This window comes from Flavitalea sp. (assembly GCF_035489435.1).
In the GTDB taxonomy this organism is placed as follows: domain Bacteria; phylum Bacteroidota; class Bacteroidia; order Chitinophagales; family Chitinophagaceae; genus DATHKG01.
In genome coordinates this window covers 44,611-62,297 of record NZ_DATHKG010000147.1, presented here as the reverse complement: position 1 = coordinate 62,297, position 17,687 = coordinate 44,611, and the positions used below count along the sequence as shown (strand labels likewise).

At 41.8% G+C, this 17,687-nt stretch carries 9 protein-coding genes; 7 read left to right on the top strand and 2 right to left on the bottom strand.

What is annotated here, in order from left to right; translation table 11 throughout:
• Positions 1–2,340, bottom strand: a 2,340-nt coding sequence (locus VK664_RS22835) for an FG-GAP-like repeat-containing protein (RefSeq protein ID WP_461401026.1), incomplete at its 3' end; no start/stop codon positions are given.
• A 365-nt stretch (positions 2,341–2,705) separates the two neighbouring features.
• Here VK664_RS22835 and VK664_RS22830 point away from each other — a divergent pair.
• The 7 genes from VK664_RS22830 (at position 2,706) to VK664_RS22800 (ending at position 16,346) form a co-directional block, all read left to right on the top strand.
• Positions 2,706–5,840, top strand: coding sequence for a SusC/RagA family TonB-linked outer membrane protein (locus VK664_RS22830; protein ID WP_461401025.1), 3,135 nt, complete (start codon positions 2,706–2,708; stop codon positions 5,838–5,840).
• 26 nt (positions 5,841–5,866) lie between these two features.
• Positions 5,867–7,711, top strand: coding sequence for a RagB/SusD family nutrient uptake outer membrane protein (locus VK664_RS22825; RefSeq protein ID WP_461401024.1), 1,845 nt, complete (start codon positions 5,867–5,869; stop codon positions 7,709–7,711).
• Between the two features lie 226 nt (positions 7,712–7,937).
• Positions 7,938–10,352 (top strand): GH92 family glycosyl hydrolase, encoded by a 2,415-nt coding sequence (locus tag VK664_RS22820; protein ID WP_461401023.1) that lies wholly within the window; start codon positions 7,938–7,940, stop codon positions 10,350–10,352.
• A 96-nt stretch (positions 10,353–10,448) separates the two neighbouring features.
• Positions 10,449–13,619: a GH92 family glycosyl hydrolase gene (locus tag VK664_RS22815; RefSeq protein WP_461401022.1), complete on the top strand. Its 3,171-nt coding sequence runs from the start codon at positions 10,449–10,451 to the stop codon at positions 13,617–13,619.
• Between the two features lie 284 nt (positions 13,620–13,903).
• Positions 13,904–14,140 carry a hypothetical protein gene (locus tag VK664_RS22810; protein WP_461401021.1) on the top strand — a complete coding sequence of 79 codons (237 nt, stop codon included), beginning with the start codon at positions 13,904–13,906 and terminating at the stop codon, positions 14,138–14,140.
• Between the two features lie 277 nt (positions 14,141–14,417).
• A complete protein-coding gene (locus VK664_RS22805) occupies positions 14,418–15,725 on the top strand; it encodes an alkaline phosphatase family protein (RefSeq protein ID WP_461401020.1) in 1,308 nt (435 codons plus the stop codon).
• A 216-nt stretch (positions 15,726–15,941) separates the two neighbouring features.
• Positions 15,942–16,346 carry a hypothetical protein gene (locus tag VK664_RS22800; protein ID WP_461401019.1) on the top strand — a complete coding sequence of 135 codons (405 nt, stop codon included), beginning with the start codon at positions 15,942–15,944 and terminating at the stop codon, positions 16,344–16,346.
• Positions 16,347–16,565: 219 nt separating this feature from the next.
• On the opposite strand, the gene VK664_RS22795 is transcribed toward VK664_RS22800, so the two are convergent.
• Positions 16,566–17,519 (bottom strand): hypothetical protein, encoded by a 954-nt coding sequence (locus VK664_RS22795; protein WP_461401018.1) that lies wholly within the window; start codon positions 17,517–17,519, stop codon positions 16,566–16,568.
• Positions 17,520–17,687: the final 168 nt, after the last annotated feature.

Sequence of the window (17,687 nt, the reverse complement as noted above, 5' to 3'; positions counted from 1 at the left end):
CCCACGTGCTACATATAAATCAAGATCGTTGTCGCCATCAGCATCAAATAATAACAAGCCCATATCCTGGAATCCTGTTTTTTGAATGCCTTGTGTACCTTGCATATCCCCGGCATCCTGAGCAGCTTGGGCCTCTTTGGCGTCTTGAAGATCTTGTGCATTTTGTTTGTTATGAATGCCCTGGTTATGCTGCATCTCCCGGACCGGCGATGAATTGGTTATTGGCTTTTCTTTGAAATTGCCATTAGCCTGTTGAATCAAAGCCGTTGTGGTGAAATCTGAATTTCCACCAACGATGATGTCGTCGAGTCCATCACCATTTATATCACCGGCTGCAAGGGCAGGCCCATACTCTGAAAACTTATGCGGTAACAAACGTTGAATGTTGAAATCAATCTGATCGGCTTGCCTATGATGATATTGCAGACTAACGGTAGCAGTGACTTCCTTAAATAAAGCATTAGTAGTTAAAACAGGCAGATTCCAATCCTGGGTTGTCCCGGCATTTTTTATATCAATCTTTATAGTCTGATCGGCCCTGATGTTTTTTATTACCTGTTTTAGCCCAAGCGGCCATTTTACAACCAGCGAATCTATTGTTGAAATAGTATCAAGACCGAAATGCGGATTCAACTGGATGGTGGAAAGATAACCACGATACGGCGTTTGCTCATAAGCCTGCTGTTCGCCACTATAATAAATTTCAATCCATGCGCCCAGGCCATTCCGGTTTAAGGTATCACCTGATAACTGAACCGATAGATAATGGTTATTTGATTTCTCACCTTGATTTGTATTTTCTTCAACCTTTGAAATCGTGTTCTCATAAACCGAAGCCGGATCATTGATATTATTAATAACGAAATCAAGATCGCCATCATTGTCGAGATCTGCATAAGCTGCCCCATTTGAAAATGAAGGTTGCTGCAGGCCCCATAGTGTTGAAACATCCTCAAACTTTCCATTGCCCTTATTATGATATGCATAGTTGTGCAACTTTACTTCCGGGATCTGTGAAAGTGTACTGTGTTCAGAGCCGGTAAAATTTGCTTCTTTCCGATAAGCAATAAAGTCGTGATCAGTGATGTCTTTCGGAAATCCATTGGTAACGATCAGATCCCTGAATCCATCGTTATCAAAATCAGCAGCGAGCGGTGTCCAGCTCCAGTCAGTCTCTGCGATCCCAGCGAAATAAGCTATATCAGCGAAAACTGGATCGCCAACAGAATCATTCGAATTCACCCTTGGGCCCAGGTTAAGCTGCAAGGTGTTTCGCACATATTGATGCTGGTATTTAAAAAAATCATTAAGCTGATAGGTTTGATAACTCCCCGGATTCATCATCATTTTTTTCCGGTAATTATCTTCGGGGTTCATATCAAGCTCGATAATATCAGATAGTCCATCATTATTGATATCAATAATATCCTGGCCCATTCCATTGGCTGAAGTATGTTTAAAATAGCTGGCTGCCTTATCTGTGAAAGTGCCATCATGGTTGTTTATATATAGCAGATCATTTGCAATGAAGTCATTCGTAACAAATATATCTTTCCATCCGTCTTTATTTATATCAGCTATGGTCACTCCATGCCCATATCCTTCAGCGATAACACCAGCCTCGCGTGACACGTTTGTAAAAACAGGGTGACCGGCTGCTATGTTCATTGAGTTTCGGTACAGGCGCCCGGTGCTGGGAAATGAACCATCCGTAATCTTTGGCTTAAACACAGATGGATTCACGGTTTTGAGAATCTCATTTACTACCAGGTAAACATCAAGGTCGCCATCATTATCATAATCGAAGAAACTGGCCATGGTGGTATGGGTCGTATCATCAAGTCCATACACAGCTGCCTGATCTTTGAAAAATGGCAACTTGTTTTTGTCAAGACCCTGGTTTATATAAAGCAGATTTTTTCTTTTACCAGCAAGGATATTCATCGCTGTACAAACATACATATCCATCCAGCCATCATTGTTGATGTCTACCACGGCAACACCCCGGCTCCAGCGTCCTTCACCATTAACACCGGCAGTTGCTGTTATATCCTGGAATTGCAAATCACCTTTGTTGAGATATAATTTGTTTGAAACCATGGAGCCGGTGAAATACAGGTCCTGCAAACCATCATTGTTAAAATCACCCACACCGACCCCACCGCCATTATAAATATTTGTGAGATCAATCGGGTTGATAGAATCGTTTTCTATGATTTGGTTATTAAAGTCAATTCCTGAATGATTTCCTGAAACAAGCTGAAACATATGGTTCGATTGTTTGCAAGAAACAATAAGCGCAGTGAAAACCAGGAATAGGTAAAAGTTTAATGATTTCATTGGTTAATGGTTTGAAAACATGTCATGTAGTAACAATCGTCCAAATTCGGTTTTACCTCCGCGAGACCTAAATTTCACCTCTAAAAGCCCATATCTACAAAAAAAATTTTGAATATCAAGTTTTTTGTTAGATTTGATATGTATAAATGTATATACATATAGTTTGTAACATTGGCAAGCTAAGGAATTCTTCAATATGTAAACCGTTTGGTCCATCTCTAAAAACAACCTGGTATGAAGAAAAACAACAACAGCTCCTGATTGCCGCCGGTGCTGAAATTCAGGCTTCAGGTTAATCATGGCGCCTGGTTATTCCGGAACACGCTCCTACACAAGTCTACATATTGACTGCTAACAATTGCTATATGAAAAAACAACTGTACGCAAACAACTGGCCAATACCGGGGTCTGTTATTTGTACTTTAATTTTCTCGCTGTTACTCTCCGATTGTTTGTACGCAAACAAAGACGATTTTTATCATCCGGGAATTGAAAAATTCAAACCTTTTGCAGATACAACTGTCACCGGGAAGATTATTGATCAGGCCGGAGCACCACTGGCTGGGGTCAATGTACTGGAAAAAGGCACCACCAACGGCGTTATATCTGACAAGGAGGGTAATTACTCCATTACTGTAAAAGATAAAAACAGTATCCTGGTTGTATCCTATGTGGGAGCCGACACAAAGGAGATCCCGATTGGTGAAAGCAGCAATAATATCAGGATAGAATCGCTGTCCGCTAATCTGGATGATGTGGTGGTAGTTGGCTATGGTACTCAGAGAAGATCTGAGCTTACTAACGCTGTCGTACAAACGACAGGTACGGAAATAAAAAAGACCACCTCGCTTTCGGTCTCAAACTCGCTGGCAGGAAGACTTCCGGGTTTATTTGTAAGCCAGACAAGTTCCGCACCTGGTTTTGATGACGCAAAAATATTAGTAAGGGGCGCCAAGACCTTTCGTAACAGCTCAGCCCTCATCGTAATTGATGGCGTGGCAAATGCTGATCCTGATGGATTAAACCGTATAGATCCAAACGATATCGAATCTATCTCGGTGCTGAAAGATGCCGCCGCCGCCATATACGGAGCCCAGTCTGCCGGGGGAGTTATACTGGTAACAACCAAACGTGGTAAATCCGGCAAAGCGGCTTTGGATTTCAGTTCAACATTTTCATGGTCTTCACCCACTATGAAAATCAGGTCCGCTGATGTATTTGAATACATGGGTGTTCTCAATGCACGTAGAAAACTGGAAGGTACACCACCAGACTTTCCTGATGCATTGGTTGAGTCTTTTCGCAATGGTACAAGAAGGCCGGAAGATTGGTATGATGCTTTGGTAGATGCGCCGGCTAAACAATCAAGACACTCTCTAACGATGAGGGGTGGTACTGATAAAGTAAGATATTTTCTTTCGGTTGGAGCGGCTTCACAAGGTGGTATACTCAGGGGCGATGATAAAACAAAACTGAGACAATACAATCTAAGGAGCAACGTGGATGTTTCTGTTACAAAAAATTTCGAAGTTGGTCTTGATATTTCTGTTCGTGAAAAGCAAACTGAAACACCTCAAAGTAATCCCGGTGGAGATGTCAGCCAGTTCGCTACGGTTAGCCCTTTGCAGGAAGCTTATATCGGCGGTGATTATCGTTATCCTGGTGAAGGCTGGTCACAATCAAACCCGGCCGCAAGATTGCTTAGCCCGGGTTACCGCAAATACAAAGCCGATGTTTTCACAGGCACCGTTCGCTTTAAATACAATATGCCATTTGTAAAAGGATTGGCCCTTGACGGTTTTTCTTCCCTGGTACGAACCATGAACTATGATAAGGTCTTTAATTATACCTGGCTCTATTATGAAAGAAATCCTGCTGGTGAAATCGTAGAAAAACCTTCGAGAACAGTAGAGGACATTGGATTGCGTGAAGAATTTTACCAGACTCAGAGATTGACAAATAATCTCAAGCTTTCTTATGCAACTACTATCAACGAAGACCATAAGATCAATGTGTTTGTTGCTTATGAGCAGATGGAATACAAAGACAATAGGTTCTGGACTCAACGCCTCGGCTTTGAATCTGCCACTATCGACCAGTTATTTGCAGGAAGCACTGATCGTGCAAATTTCAACAACGATGGCAGAGCATCTGAGTCAGCCAGGCAAAACTTTTTTGGAAGAGCCAGTTATGAATTCCGGAGTAAATACCTGTTTGGATTCAGTGCACGTTATGATGGCTCACCAATATTTCCAGAAGACACAAGATTTGGATTCTTCCCGCAGGCTTCCGCAGCCTGGGTTTTAAGCAACGAGAAGTTTATGCCGAAGCTGTTCAACACGTTTAAATTAAGAGCATCATGGGGCCAGTTGGGTAATGACAGGGTAAATCCGTTTCAATATATAGGGGCGTTTGGATATTCACCTGGTTGGGTGGTAAATGGTGTTGATGTCAGGGGTATCGCAGCTACTTCAACACCAAACCCGGATATCACCTGGGAGGTATCTGAAACTACCAACCTTGGTGTTGAACTTGGATTTCTCCAGAACAGGTTAACATTTGAAGCTGATATCTATCAAACCAAAACAAAAAATATCCTGGCGCGCAGACAGGCATCTATACCTGCTTATACGGGTCTCGTACTGCCAGATGAAAACATTGGTAAAATGGACAGCAAAGGATTTGAGTTACAGGCAGGATATCGCCAGAACATCGGCAAGGTCGGATTAAGATTAAGTGCAAATTATTCTTATACTGAAAACAAGATCGTTTTTATAGATGAGACGCCACAGTCTGAACCTTATCAGAAAAGAGAAGGCCAGCCCCTGAGTTCAGGTCTTGTATACAAGTCGATAGGTATATACCGGACACCGGAAGACCTGGCTAAAAACATCAACTATCCCGGTGCAAGGGTGGGTGACCTGATTTTTGCAGATTTGAATGGGGACGGCAAGATTGACGGTAATGACCGTTATATGTTTAATCCCACAATTGTGAATGAAGCCGATGGTACCATTAGTGTTTATCCAAAAGCTCAGTTCGGTATAAATATCGGTCTCGATTATGAAAACTTTGATCTCAGCATACTAATGGCAGGTCAGAGTGGTGCAAAGTGGAGATTGAACAATGGATTCAATTCAGGTGCTGCAGGCAATGGTCTGAAATATGTTGCAAACAACAGCTATAGTCCCGATAATGTAAATGCTGAACTTCCGATGATTGCACCAAATGGTACCGGCGCATCGAACAGCGATTTTTATTATCATGAATCAACCTGGCTTCGAATGAAAAACATCCAGCTAGGTTACACGCTTCCAAACAAGTGGCTTTCACGGGTTAAGATATCAGCATTAAGATTGTATGCTTCAGGCGACAACCTGTTTCTGATTTATAATAACCTTGAGAAATATGGTGCAGGTGATCCTGAATTCCTGAGCGGTAATGGAGGGGTATATCCAAATATGAGAACTGTAAGTGTGGGTCTGAATATAACTTTCTAACGGCGCACGATCAAAATTATAGTAAGATGAATAATTCAAAATATACCAATAGTAAATCTGTCAAGGCTTTTGTGATACTGTTTCTTAGCCTTATAGTGATTGTCGTTTCATGTAAACGTGATCTGTTAGACAAGCGTCCGCTTGATACTATTTCCGGGGATGCTGTTTTCACCGATCCGGCGTTTCTTCAGAACTATGTTTACAATGTCTATAACGGCATAAGACCGCCCTGGAGTCCAGGCACCGGCAGTTACGAAGCGCTGACTGATATTGCAGTCTGTCAACCCGAAACTCATGATAAGGCAGCTGGTATACGTCAATACCTGGAGGGTAACATCTCACCGGATAATATCCGCGACCTAACAGATATCTGGAATGAAGAATACAGTTATATCCGGAAAGCCAATATCTTTTTTGAAGAGATTGCAGAATCGAAGATTGAGAAAGAGAAACTTGATCCGATGAAAGGTGAAATGCATTTCCTGCTTGGCTGGATCTACTTTGAACTGATGCGTAGTTATGGTGGAGTTCCGATCATAAAAGAAAGTTTTCAGTTAACGGAAACAACATTTGATGTATCAAGAAATACTTTTGATGAATGTGCTGCTTATGTCCTGGATAATTGTGAGAAGGCTATTCAATTACTTCCGGCTGGTTCAGCGCCTTCAGGCAAGATAGGCAAGGCTGCTGCACTGGCTTTAAAAGCCAGGGTACTACTATATGTTGCAAGTCCGCTCAATAATCCTTCCAACGATCTGTCCAAATGGCGGGCAGCGGAAGTAGCCACTAAGGCTGTTATTGATGCGGGATTTCAATTGCATCCAACCCATGAAGATCTATTCACACGTCCACTAAAAACTGATGAGATCATTCTTGGAAAAACATTTACACCCGGTACAAGAATACCAGATTGGGGTTTTAATTATGATTACTGGCCAAGTGGTTTTGATGCCAGGCAACGTATCATGCCAACACAGCGGTTCGTGAATATGTTTCAACTTAAAAATGGAAAATATCCTTATCTCGCAGATGGTATAACTGTAAACGCCGCTTCAGGTTATGATCCTCAACAACCAAATAAAGACAGGGATCCCCGTTATTATACATCTGTAATTTACCCGGGGGCAGGTCCTTTTAACATCAGCGATGGTGCAAAAAGTACAGTGAGGACCTATGAGTATTGGGAAGATGCAAATCCGAACCCAAACAATGTTGCGCCTTTTCAAAATCCAAACAAGGTTGATCCCAAAAACGGGCAGAATCTTTTTGATTTTGGACGTGATTCAAAAACATATTGGGTTAAGGGTTTAACCCCTTTTCATCACCGTGTTCAAACAGGTTATACTTTCAGAAGACTCCTGGATTTTACTGGCCCAAGGGCAAGCTATGATTATAATTACAGCCAGGCAATCGTGTTTTTAAGACTTGCTGAATTTTATCTTAACTATGCCGAGATACAAATAGCTTTAGGTAATGAAGCTGTTGCCCGTGAATACATCAATAAGATAAGAAAAAGACCATCGGTTAATATGCCTGATATCATATCAACCGGTGCTGAACTTGTAAATGAATATAGAAATGAAAGAGCTATTGAACTTCACCTGGAAGACTCAAGATTTTTTGATTTGTTACGTTGGAAAGCAGCTCCGGGCAATATAGATGCTCCGACAAGAGGGCTTACTTCTGTGACAATGGATTGGACAGGTGTGCAGGCGGGCGATCTTTTAGGTAAACTTTCATACACTTATGGCATAATACCGGAAGCTGAGATAAGGAGGCCATGGAAGGGAGATCATTATTATCTTTTCCCGATTCCGAATGATGAGATCAAAAGGAGTAACAATGCCATTAAGCAGAATTCCGGTTACTAATCTGGCAATAAATTTTATGATCATATTCCTGTATTAAATAAAGCTCTGATGAAATAATATTATTTAATAATGCGGGACGCTAATTTCAACTTGGTTGTTTAATTAATGGCTTCCAAAATGCCAGAAGTTAATTTCAACATGGTTGTTTAATTGATGGCTTCTAAAATCTCAAAAGGTATTATCTAAAACCCTATAGTTCGTTAGCAATATTTTATAAAAATTAAGAATGAAATTGTTCAAGTCCGATACCAGTAGACACCTATCCGGATCAGTAATCAAAAATATTTTATCTGTTTCAGGTTTTTTGTTTGCTGGCCTCATTACACAGGCTCAACAAAAGCAACCCGTTGATTATGCTGATCCATTGATTGGAACTTCGGAATCAAGATGGATGCTTAATCCTGGTGCCAGCAGGCCTTTTGGCATGGTACAACTCAGCCCCGACAACCAGGGTGATGACTGGAAAGCCGGTTACGAATATACCCTGGCCAGTGTTTCAGGCTTTAGTCATATTCATGCCTGGACCATGGCTGGCTTATCAGTAATGCCAACAACGGGCCCTGTAAATCCGAAAATCTATCCTCCTGATGCGCCAACCACTACCGGGGAAACGGCCGGTCACCGTTCAAGAATCGATAAACGTACTGAAGTTGCTTCTCCGGGTTATTATTCAGCCGATCTTATTAATTATCGTATCAAAACGGAAATAACCAGCACAACAAGGGCGGGATTTTTTAAGATGACTTTTCCCGTGTCACAGGATGCACACCTGATGTTTAACCTGTTGTTCCCTGCTGAATATCCTTTTAATGTGCTTGATGCACAGATAACCCGCGTTAGTGATACAGAAATTGAAGGTTATTCAAAACAGCAGAGTGGGAACTGGATGCAGAAAGGTGGTTTCAATGACTACACAGTTCATTTCGTCGCCCGCTTCAACAAACCTTTTAAAGATTTTGGAGGATGGAAAGGAGATACGATAACACATAAGCTCAGTGAAATTAAAGGCAATGGTGATATAGGTGCTTTTGTTGATTTTGAAACCAAAGCCGGCGAGGTGATCCTGATGCAGACAGGCATCTCTTATGTTAGCATTGAACAGGCGCGATTAAATCTTCAGACAGAAATGGATCCCTTTAAATGGGATTTTGAAGCGGCCCGTAAAGATGCACGGGATGTGTGGAACGGAATGTTAAGTAAGATAAAAGTCGAGGGAAGTTCGGAGACTAATAAGATAAAGTTCTATACCAATCTATATCGATCTTATGCCGCGCGTTCCATCCTGAGTGATGTGAATGGCAAATATGTTGATCCCTGCGAAAATATAAGACAACTTGATGATCCATCATCTCCGATACTTGGCTGCGATGCTTTCTGGAATACGTTCTGGAACCTCAACCAGCTTTGGACAACTGTTAACCCTGATATCGCCAGCAAATGGGTAAAGTCCCAACTGGAAATGTATAAACATGGCGGTTGGTTATCGCGAGGTCCTGCCGGTTTTGAATATTCAGGTATCATGGAAGGCTCTCACGAGATCGCACTGATCGTAAGTGCTTACCAGAAAGGCATACGCGACTTTGATGTAAAAACCGCGTTTGAAGCCATGTTGCATCAGCAAACGGTTCAGGGCATCAAACATGAATGCGGCGGTGTTGCAGGAAACAGGGATCTCAATGATTATATTAAGTACGGCTATGTGCCAAGAGAATCCGGTCCGGTATCTAATACACTTGAGTTTGCCTATGATGACTGGTGCGTAGCCCAGATGGCCAAAAGTCTCGGCAAGAAAAAAGAGTATGATACATTCACCAGGCGCGCGAATAACTATCGCAACATGTTTGATCCGGAGACAAAGTTCATGCGTCCGAAATTTAAGAATGGTAAATGGATGGATGAATTTGATCCCATCCATACAAGAGGATATACCGAGGGTAATCCATGGCAATACAGTTTTTTTGTTCCCCAGGATATGAATGGATTGGTAAGCCTGGTTGGTGTGGATGAATTCAATAACAGGTTGGATGATGGGTTCAAAAAATCTTCACCTTCCGATTTTAATGCGATCGGTGATAAGATGGAATTGTTTTATATCAATCATGGTAATCAGCCAAACATGCAGGCGGCTTATCTTTTTAACTATTCCGGCAAGCCATGGTTAACGCAAAAATGGGTGAAGGCAATCATGTCTCAGTATTACGGCTCCGATCCTTATAATGGATGGCCAGGTGATGAAGACGAAGGGCAGATGGGCGCCTGGTTTGTAATGAGTGCAATGGGTCTTTTTCAAACAGATGGTGGTGCTTCTGAAAAACCGTTTTATGAAATTGGTAGTCCGCTGTTTCCAAGAACAACAATTGAACTCGATTCAAAATATTATCCGGGTAAAAGTTTTGTGATTGAAGCAGAGGATGTTTCTGATGAAAATATTTATGTACAATCCGCAACACTTGATGGTAAAGCTTTAACCAAACCATGGTTTTATCATGCAGACCTGGTAGATGGTGGTAAATTGGTATTGAAGATGGGGCCGAAGCCAAATGAAGACTGGGGTAGCAAACCCGGCGATGCACCGCCTTCCATGTCTTCAGGCATTAAGGGTTCATCATCGGGATCTAAGAAATTAGCAGCGGCGAAATAAAATCGACTAAAATTAAGGTGCAGGTGCAAAGATCTGATATCATACATCAAGCCCTGAAGTAAAAACCGTTATGGTGAAACAAATAAAAAATCAAAGATGCAGTTTAACAGGTTCTTAAGAGTCCAGGTATTTACGGTTATTTTATTAGCAGTAACAACTTCTTCATTCGGACAAAACAAGGTTATTTGGGAGATAGGTAAAGCTGATAACCAGTCATCAGAGCTTGCACTGTCACCAATTGACTATAAAAAATTTCTTGAACATGATTTTGGATGGGAGGATCGGTATTTTATCATAGGATATTCAAAAGCAGAAAAAGATTTTCCATATGTACTGCCTGGTCCAAAAGATAAATGGGGTGGCACAGCACCGACCTCCGGAATCAGATCTCATTTGGTTAACATCCTTTTTCAGCTCGACAAACTCCCGCCGCAGGGGCAGCAGGCTGAAGCAAAGCTTATTATAGATCTGTTAGGCTATAACGTCAATATACCACCGCTTTTTAAAGTAAGTATAAATGGTGTAGGAATAGTAAAGGAGTTGCCTAAAGGTTCTTCAAAAAACCTGCTGCCAGACTCGGCCTTTACGCCAGCAGAATATATCATAGAGATTCCTGTAAAGCCGGGATTGCTACGCCCCGGCGGAAACGAGATCACAATAACTTCGTTGGATGGTTCATGGCTTGTATTCGACAATTTACGCCTGGAGGGACCTGCCATCATAGCGGTGCGGGATCCTTCCGGCGTATTTTTAAGAGAAGCCAAGGCAGCCAGTTATGAACTGAACCTTGATGGGAAAAGGATTCAACCCTTACTCGTGGATATGGAACACCTGGAAGGGAATCCAGCTGTAGCCGTGAAACTGGACGGTAAGCAGGTCTTCGAACAAAAGCTTGAGACTGGTCGCTACCAGTTTGAAGTCCCGATGCCAGCGACAACTACCGTTAAAAAAAGCAACTACGAGATCCTGGTTGATGGAAAGGTTATTCAAACCGGTACTGTTTCGCGTTCAGCAAAGCCGCTTGCCACCTATTCAGATTATGTGGATACTAAGATTGGAACAGCGCATTCACGCTGGATGATCGCACCTGGTCCCTGGATGCCATTTAGTATGGTTAAAATCAGCCCTGACAATCAGAATGATGGCTGGCAGGCCGGCTATGATCCAACCTTTGAAACCGTCGGAGCTTTTAGCCATATCCATGAATGGACTATGGGCGGACTTGGGATGTTACCTGTAAATGGTCCGCTGAAGACAAAGGTTGGAAGTCCCAGGAGTGCTCCTGGCGAAGGCTATCGATCCGCCATTGATAAATCCACAGAAGAAGCACCACTGGGTTTATACAAGGTTCAGTTGACCAACTATGATATCAAGGCCGAACTGACCGCTACGACCCGCGCCAGTTTCCAACGATACACTTATCCAAAAGATACGGATTCAAGGATCATGATTGATCTGCAAACGCCCGCTGAATATAAATATCAATTACCCGAGGTGCAGCTTAAAAAGGTAAGTGATCGCCGTATAGAAGGATTCAGTAAACAGGTTTCACCAGATGTCTGGAATGGGATACCAAACGATTATGTTGTTCATTTCGTGATTGAATTTGATCAACCTATAAGAAAATTCGGAACCTGGACAAATGATGAAACCGGAACCGGCGACCTGATAAATGTAAAAGATGCCAAAGACGCCGGGGCCTATGTTGAGTTTGATACACGCACAAACCAGGTAGTACAGGTTCGTACAGGCATATCTTATGTAAGCATCGATGGTGCTTCAAAAAACCTGGAGACCGAAATAAGCAAACCATTCGGATGGAGCTTTGAGAAAGTGTATAATAACCAGCGTAAGGTTTGGGATGATTTGTTCGGCAGGCTGAAAATTGCGACTAATGATCGGCGTGAGAAGCTCCGTTTCTATACAAATATGTATCGCGGTATCTGCAGCCGGAACATTTTCAGTGATGTAGATGGTAAGTGGGTGGATGCAACTGAAAAAATACAACAATTAAAAGGTGCTGATGATGTAGCTATTGGTTGCGATGCATTCTGGAACACTTTCTGGAACCTTAATCAATTCTGGAACCTTGTTACACCGGAATGGTCATCAAAATGGGTGAGATCACAACTTGCTATGTATGATGCAAATGGCTGGCTGGCAAAGGGTCCCGCAGGTATGGAATATATACCGGTAATGGTTGCTGAACATGAAGTTCCGTTAATCACTTCGGCATATCATATGGGCATCAGGGATTTTGATGCACAAAAAGCATTCGCAGCAATTGAAAAAACCGTATCAACCCAACAAACAAAAGTTGGTGGCGGCCTGGCAGGTAACCAGGATTTCGATAGCTATATAAAATACAAATTTGTACCTTATGATAAGGGTCGCTTTTCAAATACACTTGAGTATGCCTATGATGACTGGACAGTTGCCCAGTTTGCGAAGGCTTTAGGAAAGACTGAAAAATATAAAGAATTTTCTGAACGATCGTTGTGGTGGAAAAACGCGATCGACCCTGAAACGGGATATGCCCGCTTACGTAAATCAGATGGCACCTGGTACCCTGACTTCGATCCTTTTAAGTCTGGCGCCAATGAACATTATGTTGAAGGAAATGCATGGCAGTTAACATTTTTTGTTCCGCAGGATGTACCTGGTCTGGCGAGCACCATTGGTATAGATAAATTCAAAGAACGCCTTGCCTGGGGGTTTAAGGAATCTGAGAAATGGCGCTATAATGCACCGAACGATGCTTATTGGGATTACCCGGTGATCCAGGGCAATCAACAGTCTATGCATTTTGCTTATCTCTTTAACTGGGTGCAGCAACCATGGCTCACGCAGCAATGGAGCCGTTCGATTGTTGACAGGTATTATGGATACGATATTGCCAATGCTTATCTCGGCGATGAGGACCAGGGACAGATGAGTGCATGGTTTATTATGTCTGCCATTGGATTGTTCCAGATAGATGGTGGTGCGCGCATCAATCCGATTTATGAAATAGGCAGTCCTATCTTTTCAAAAGTATCAATTGATCTTGGAAATAAATACGGAAGAGGCAAGACCTTTGATATTGAAGCTAACAATGTTTCAAGATTAAATAAATATGTTCAGTCTGCTACCTTAAATGGCAAAAAATTAGATGCCTTCTGGTTTCCCGCGAGCGAACTGTTAAAGGGCGGCAAACTTGTACTTGAAATGGGCCCGCAACCCAACGTAAATTGGGGAGTCAGTAGTCCGCCGTCAGTTGCCAACTAAGTATTATTATAGTTATGAGTTATGAGTGATGAGTTATGAGTGATGAGTGGAATGGTGAGTTGTGAGTGGCGAGTGGTGAGTTGAGTGATAGAGTGAGGAGTTGGGGTTGTGGGTCATGAGAAAGCCCGTAAATTGCGAATACTGCCCAACCCCCGATGGGGGGGTGACTTCGCATAGCCCGGAGTGGAAACCCCGGGAACAGGTGAAACCACGTGGATGGGTGAAACCACGGCAATTTTATAATTATTTACCGCGAGGGTTGTGTTATTTTTGCGAACATATTGATGCGCAGATTAATCATTTTTATTCCGGGTGGGGAAACGGAGCCAGTTACCGTTGCAATTCAGCATCAACCAGATCTAGAAGTGCCAGGTATCTGGAACGTTTCAACAAATGAAGTGTTTCTTGGTACGGAACTCTGGAACAAGTTTCCAAAAAATGATCAGCCTATGCAGAGAAAAATCTTTGATCAATTGATAAGAGTTTCAAATGAGTTGCCTGCCGCTGGCATAAAACCTTAACCACGGAAATCAACGGATGAACTTTAATTGTCATCACCTAGTTTATTATCTTCACCCATGAAAATCCCAGGCAACATTAATAAATCATTAAGTCGAACCCGATCAATCATAATTCATAACATTGCACATTATTTGAAATCCTACACCACTAAAATGCACCGCTACCTAATCATAAAATAATTCATCCCTTAAAAATTCATCATTTAAGTTTCATAATTCATAACTCATAATTCATATTTCTCTTCACATATTTCTCTTAACATAATTCATCATCATTTTGAAAAAGTTATATCTGTTTACATTTTTACTTGTCGCTTCATTGATGGGATTCGCTCAAAAGGTGGAACATGTTGTCCTTATTACGATCGATGGATTCCGCCCGGACTATTATCTTGACCCATCCTGGAAAACACCCAACTTAGCGCAAATGCTGAAAGACGGAGTTCATGCAAAGGGCGTTAACAGCGTATTTCCATCAATGACCTATCCTTCACATACAGCCATAGTAACAGGGGTTAGACCGGCTAAGCATGGCATTTACTTCAATGGAATGTTTGAACCCAATGGTTCGACAGGCAAGATATATTGGGAGGACAGCTCAATCAAAGTACCTACGCTTTGGACCGCTGCGAAAACAAAGGGATTGAAGACTGCTGCGTTGATGTGGCCGGTATCGGCAGGTGCCCCTATCGACTATGATATTTCAGATGTTGGAAGCATGGGCGAAAAAAACCGGGAACAGCGCGCAACTCCTTCAGGAATCGTCGCAGAGCTTAAGAAAAATCTTTTTAATGATTCACCCCGTATTGAATATGGTAAGGACCGTAATGTCGCAAAAATTGCCGCTTATATTATCAAGAAGGAAAAACCAAACCTGATGACGATCCACTTTTTTGGTGTTGATCATTATTCTCACCAGGAAGGTCGTGAAGGTCCGGCAGTAAGCGCCGCTATCGCACATGCAGATAGTAGCTTAGCAATTGTTATCGATGCAATCAAATCAGCTGGCATCTGGGATAAAACTGTCTTTATTGTTACAGGAGATCACGGCTTTATGGATGTTACTACTTCAGTAAGTCCAAATGTCTGGCTCACCAAAGAAGGCTTTATTACCGATGTAAAAAAAGATGAATGGAAGGCTCAGTTTTATTCTGTTTCGGGTTCCGGTTATCTTTATCTCAAGGATAAAAACGATACAAAAACGGCAACAGCAGTAATGACTATGCTCAATAATCTTCCGGCGGAGGACAAAAAATATTTTAAAATCATCGATCGCAAACAACTTGATAAAGCAGGGGCAAATCCAGAAGTCGCTTTTGCTATTACAGCTCAGAATGGTGCAGCAATTGGAAATGCAATGACCGGAGATGCTGTAAAATCCAGGAATAAAGGTGGAGCACACGGGCACTTTCCGGATTTCAGGGAGATTCGGACAGGGTTTGTCGCAGTCGGACCTGGAATAAAAAAGGGAAGTGTTATCCAGGAAATGAATCTTATTGATATCGCACCTTATATATCGCAGTTGCTTGGACTTTCAATGCCTGGTGTTGAAGGAAAGGTTCCAGCAACCTTAGCTGGCAAATGATAACATCGGGGTACATAGTGAATTCTTAAGATATTATAAATAAGGCCGGACATATTAATGTGTAATACCAGGTAAGTCAATAGCAATTCTATAAAATTGAATTAGATGAAAGCTTAGTGAACTTTGTTTCGCTAAGTTATTTTTATGAATCGGAAAGTCAGAAATCAACATCAGTACCGAGGCTGATAAAAATCATGTTTTTGCAAAACGCAGATCATGGTAGGGATAAGTCAGATGTCTGAATTTTACAGTACAAAATTCAAACACATGCTAAGCACTCTTAATCAAATCATTCAACCTTCTTTAGCTTATCCTGCAAAAACATCTTTAGTCAGCCGTTTCACTACCTGGGCATCTGGCCAGGAAAATAATCGTTTTATGTGGCTTGGGTTATCAATAGCGGGACATGGCTGTTTCCTGACCCCGTTAACTGTTGCGATGGTGGCGTTGACCGGAATGAACCTTGTTTTGTTTATGTCCGCAATGGTTGGCATGACAATATCACTGATTGTAAACCTTGCAGCGCTGCCTACAAAAATCACTATACCTGTATTGATCCTAAGTATCTTAATTGATATTGTAGTAATTATATCAGCATTTTCTTTAGAGAATATCAATTAACATAAGGCAAGCTCACGTGCTCAAATAAAGGAGCTTGCTCGCCACATAATCTAAGTGTAGTCCATTAGTAGTCATATGTCCTCGGCGTCCGGAATACTGTTAAACCAGCGTTCCGGATCCCGTATTTATGCGCACCTACAGTACTGTTTTTTTGCTCTCGAAAATGCTTTTATGCGTTATTTCCCAAAGAGCCAACATTACTTATACAAGCCGCCGTTACTATTTCTGCAAAGTCTTGTTGATACTCTCCACCTTCCTTTGCTGATTTCTATAACGCTGATTATAGAAAAAAGCATTGCTGGCGGCAAGACCTATTCGGATAAAAGGATAGGGCTGATAAAAGTATATATTATAATAGTCATGTCCCATATAACCAACAGAGCCGAAAAAAGCTGCGTTTTCGCTTCCCTGTATTTTCCGGTAATACTTTATTTCTGTGTTGAAGTATTGATTCCATTTAGCTTCGATATTTTCAAGAATGAACATTCCACTAATCACTAAACGGTATTTTTCTTCTTCAGTTACTTCTGTGCGTTCCTGAATGTTCCTGTCCATTAGTTTGTTAACTATCCTTGCAAATCTTGTATAGGCATAGTAATAGTTCATCCTGAACTTACCAAAGCGATCGCGGTAAGCAGGCTCGTCTCCTGTCTTTATCAAGCCGGTATGTGCCTCCAAACCCAGTCTCAGGTAGTTGTTTTGACGATTTGTGATTTTTCCAAAATGATAATTCGCTACCAGGTAATTGGTAACAAAGTTGCCATTGTACAAATTAGGATTACCTGTTATTGAATCAAGTGGTGGGCCATCCTGGCCATTGCTATGATGATAATAACCTACACTTAAGTACTTATAGTCAGTTAGTTTTGTACGGTCAATGGGGAAATAGATTTGTCCACCGGGGTTGAAGCTTGGCGTACGTACCGGCAATGACTTTTGATTTGCGATTATCCGTACACGCACAATAGGAGTCAACACAACATTGAATCTCCACTTTCTTGGTGTGATATAAAAATTGGGGATGATATTGGCGTTCAGTATGTACTGACGTTTGTCGGGATGACCCTGGTCGAAAAATGTGATATCCCCGATATCTGAATTCAATACATATAGCTGTGAGTAAGCGATATTCATTTCCTGCGGATACCTTACCACATTTATCACCGTATCCATTTTTTGAGAATGAGTGTTTAAGTAAATCAACATGCAGGTATTGAGAAGAATACAAAACCTCATAAGTGAAAATTCTTATACGAATATATTCAATTCATCGTGGCATAATCATTGAAATCGAATCAGCTCAACTTCTCGTCATCTTCAGTAACTATAATAAACAATGGT

What these genes read in the sequence shown, in the direction of transcription:
- VK664_RS22830 (WP_461401025.1), top strand. Translation starts at nt 2,706, where the DNA reads ATGAAAAAACAACTGTACGCAAACAACTGGCCAATACCGGGGTCTGTT.
- VK664_RS22820 (WP_461401023.1), top strand. Translation starts at nt 7,938, where the DNA reads ATGAAATTGTTCAAGTCCGATACCAGTAGACACCTATCCGGATCAGTA.
- VK664_RS22800 (WP_461401019.1), top strand. Translation starts at nt 15,942, where the DNA reads ATGGTAGGGATAAGTCAGATGTCTGAATTTTACAGTACAAAATTCAAA.
- VK664_RS22825 (WP_461401024.1), top strand. Translation starts at nt 5,867, where the DNA reads ATGAATAATTCAAAATATACCAATAGTAAATCTGTCAAGGCTTTTGTG.
- VK664_RS22795 (WP_461401018.1), bottom strand. Translation starts at nt 17,519, where the DNA reads ATGGATACGGTGATAAATGTGGTAAGGTATCCGCAGGAAATGAATATC.
- VK664_RS22815 (WP_461401022.1), top strand. Translation starts at nt 10,449, where the DNA reads ATGCAGTTTAACAGGTTCTTAAGAGTCCAGGTATTTACGGTTATTTTA.
- VK664_RS22810 (WP_461401021.1), top strand. Translation starts at nt 13,904, where the DNA reads ATGCGCAGATTAATCATTTTTATTCCGGGTGGGGAAACGGAGCCAGTT.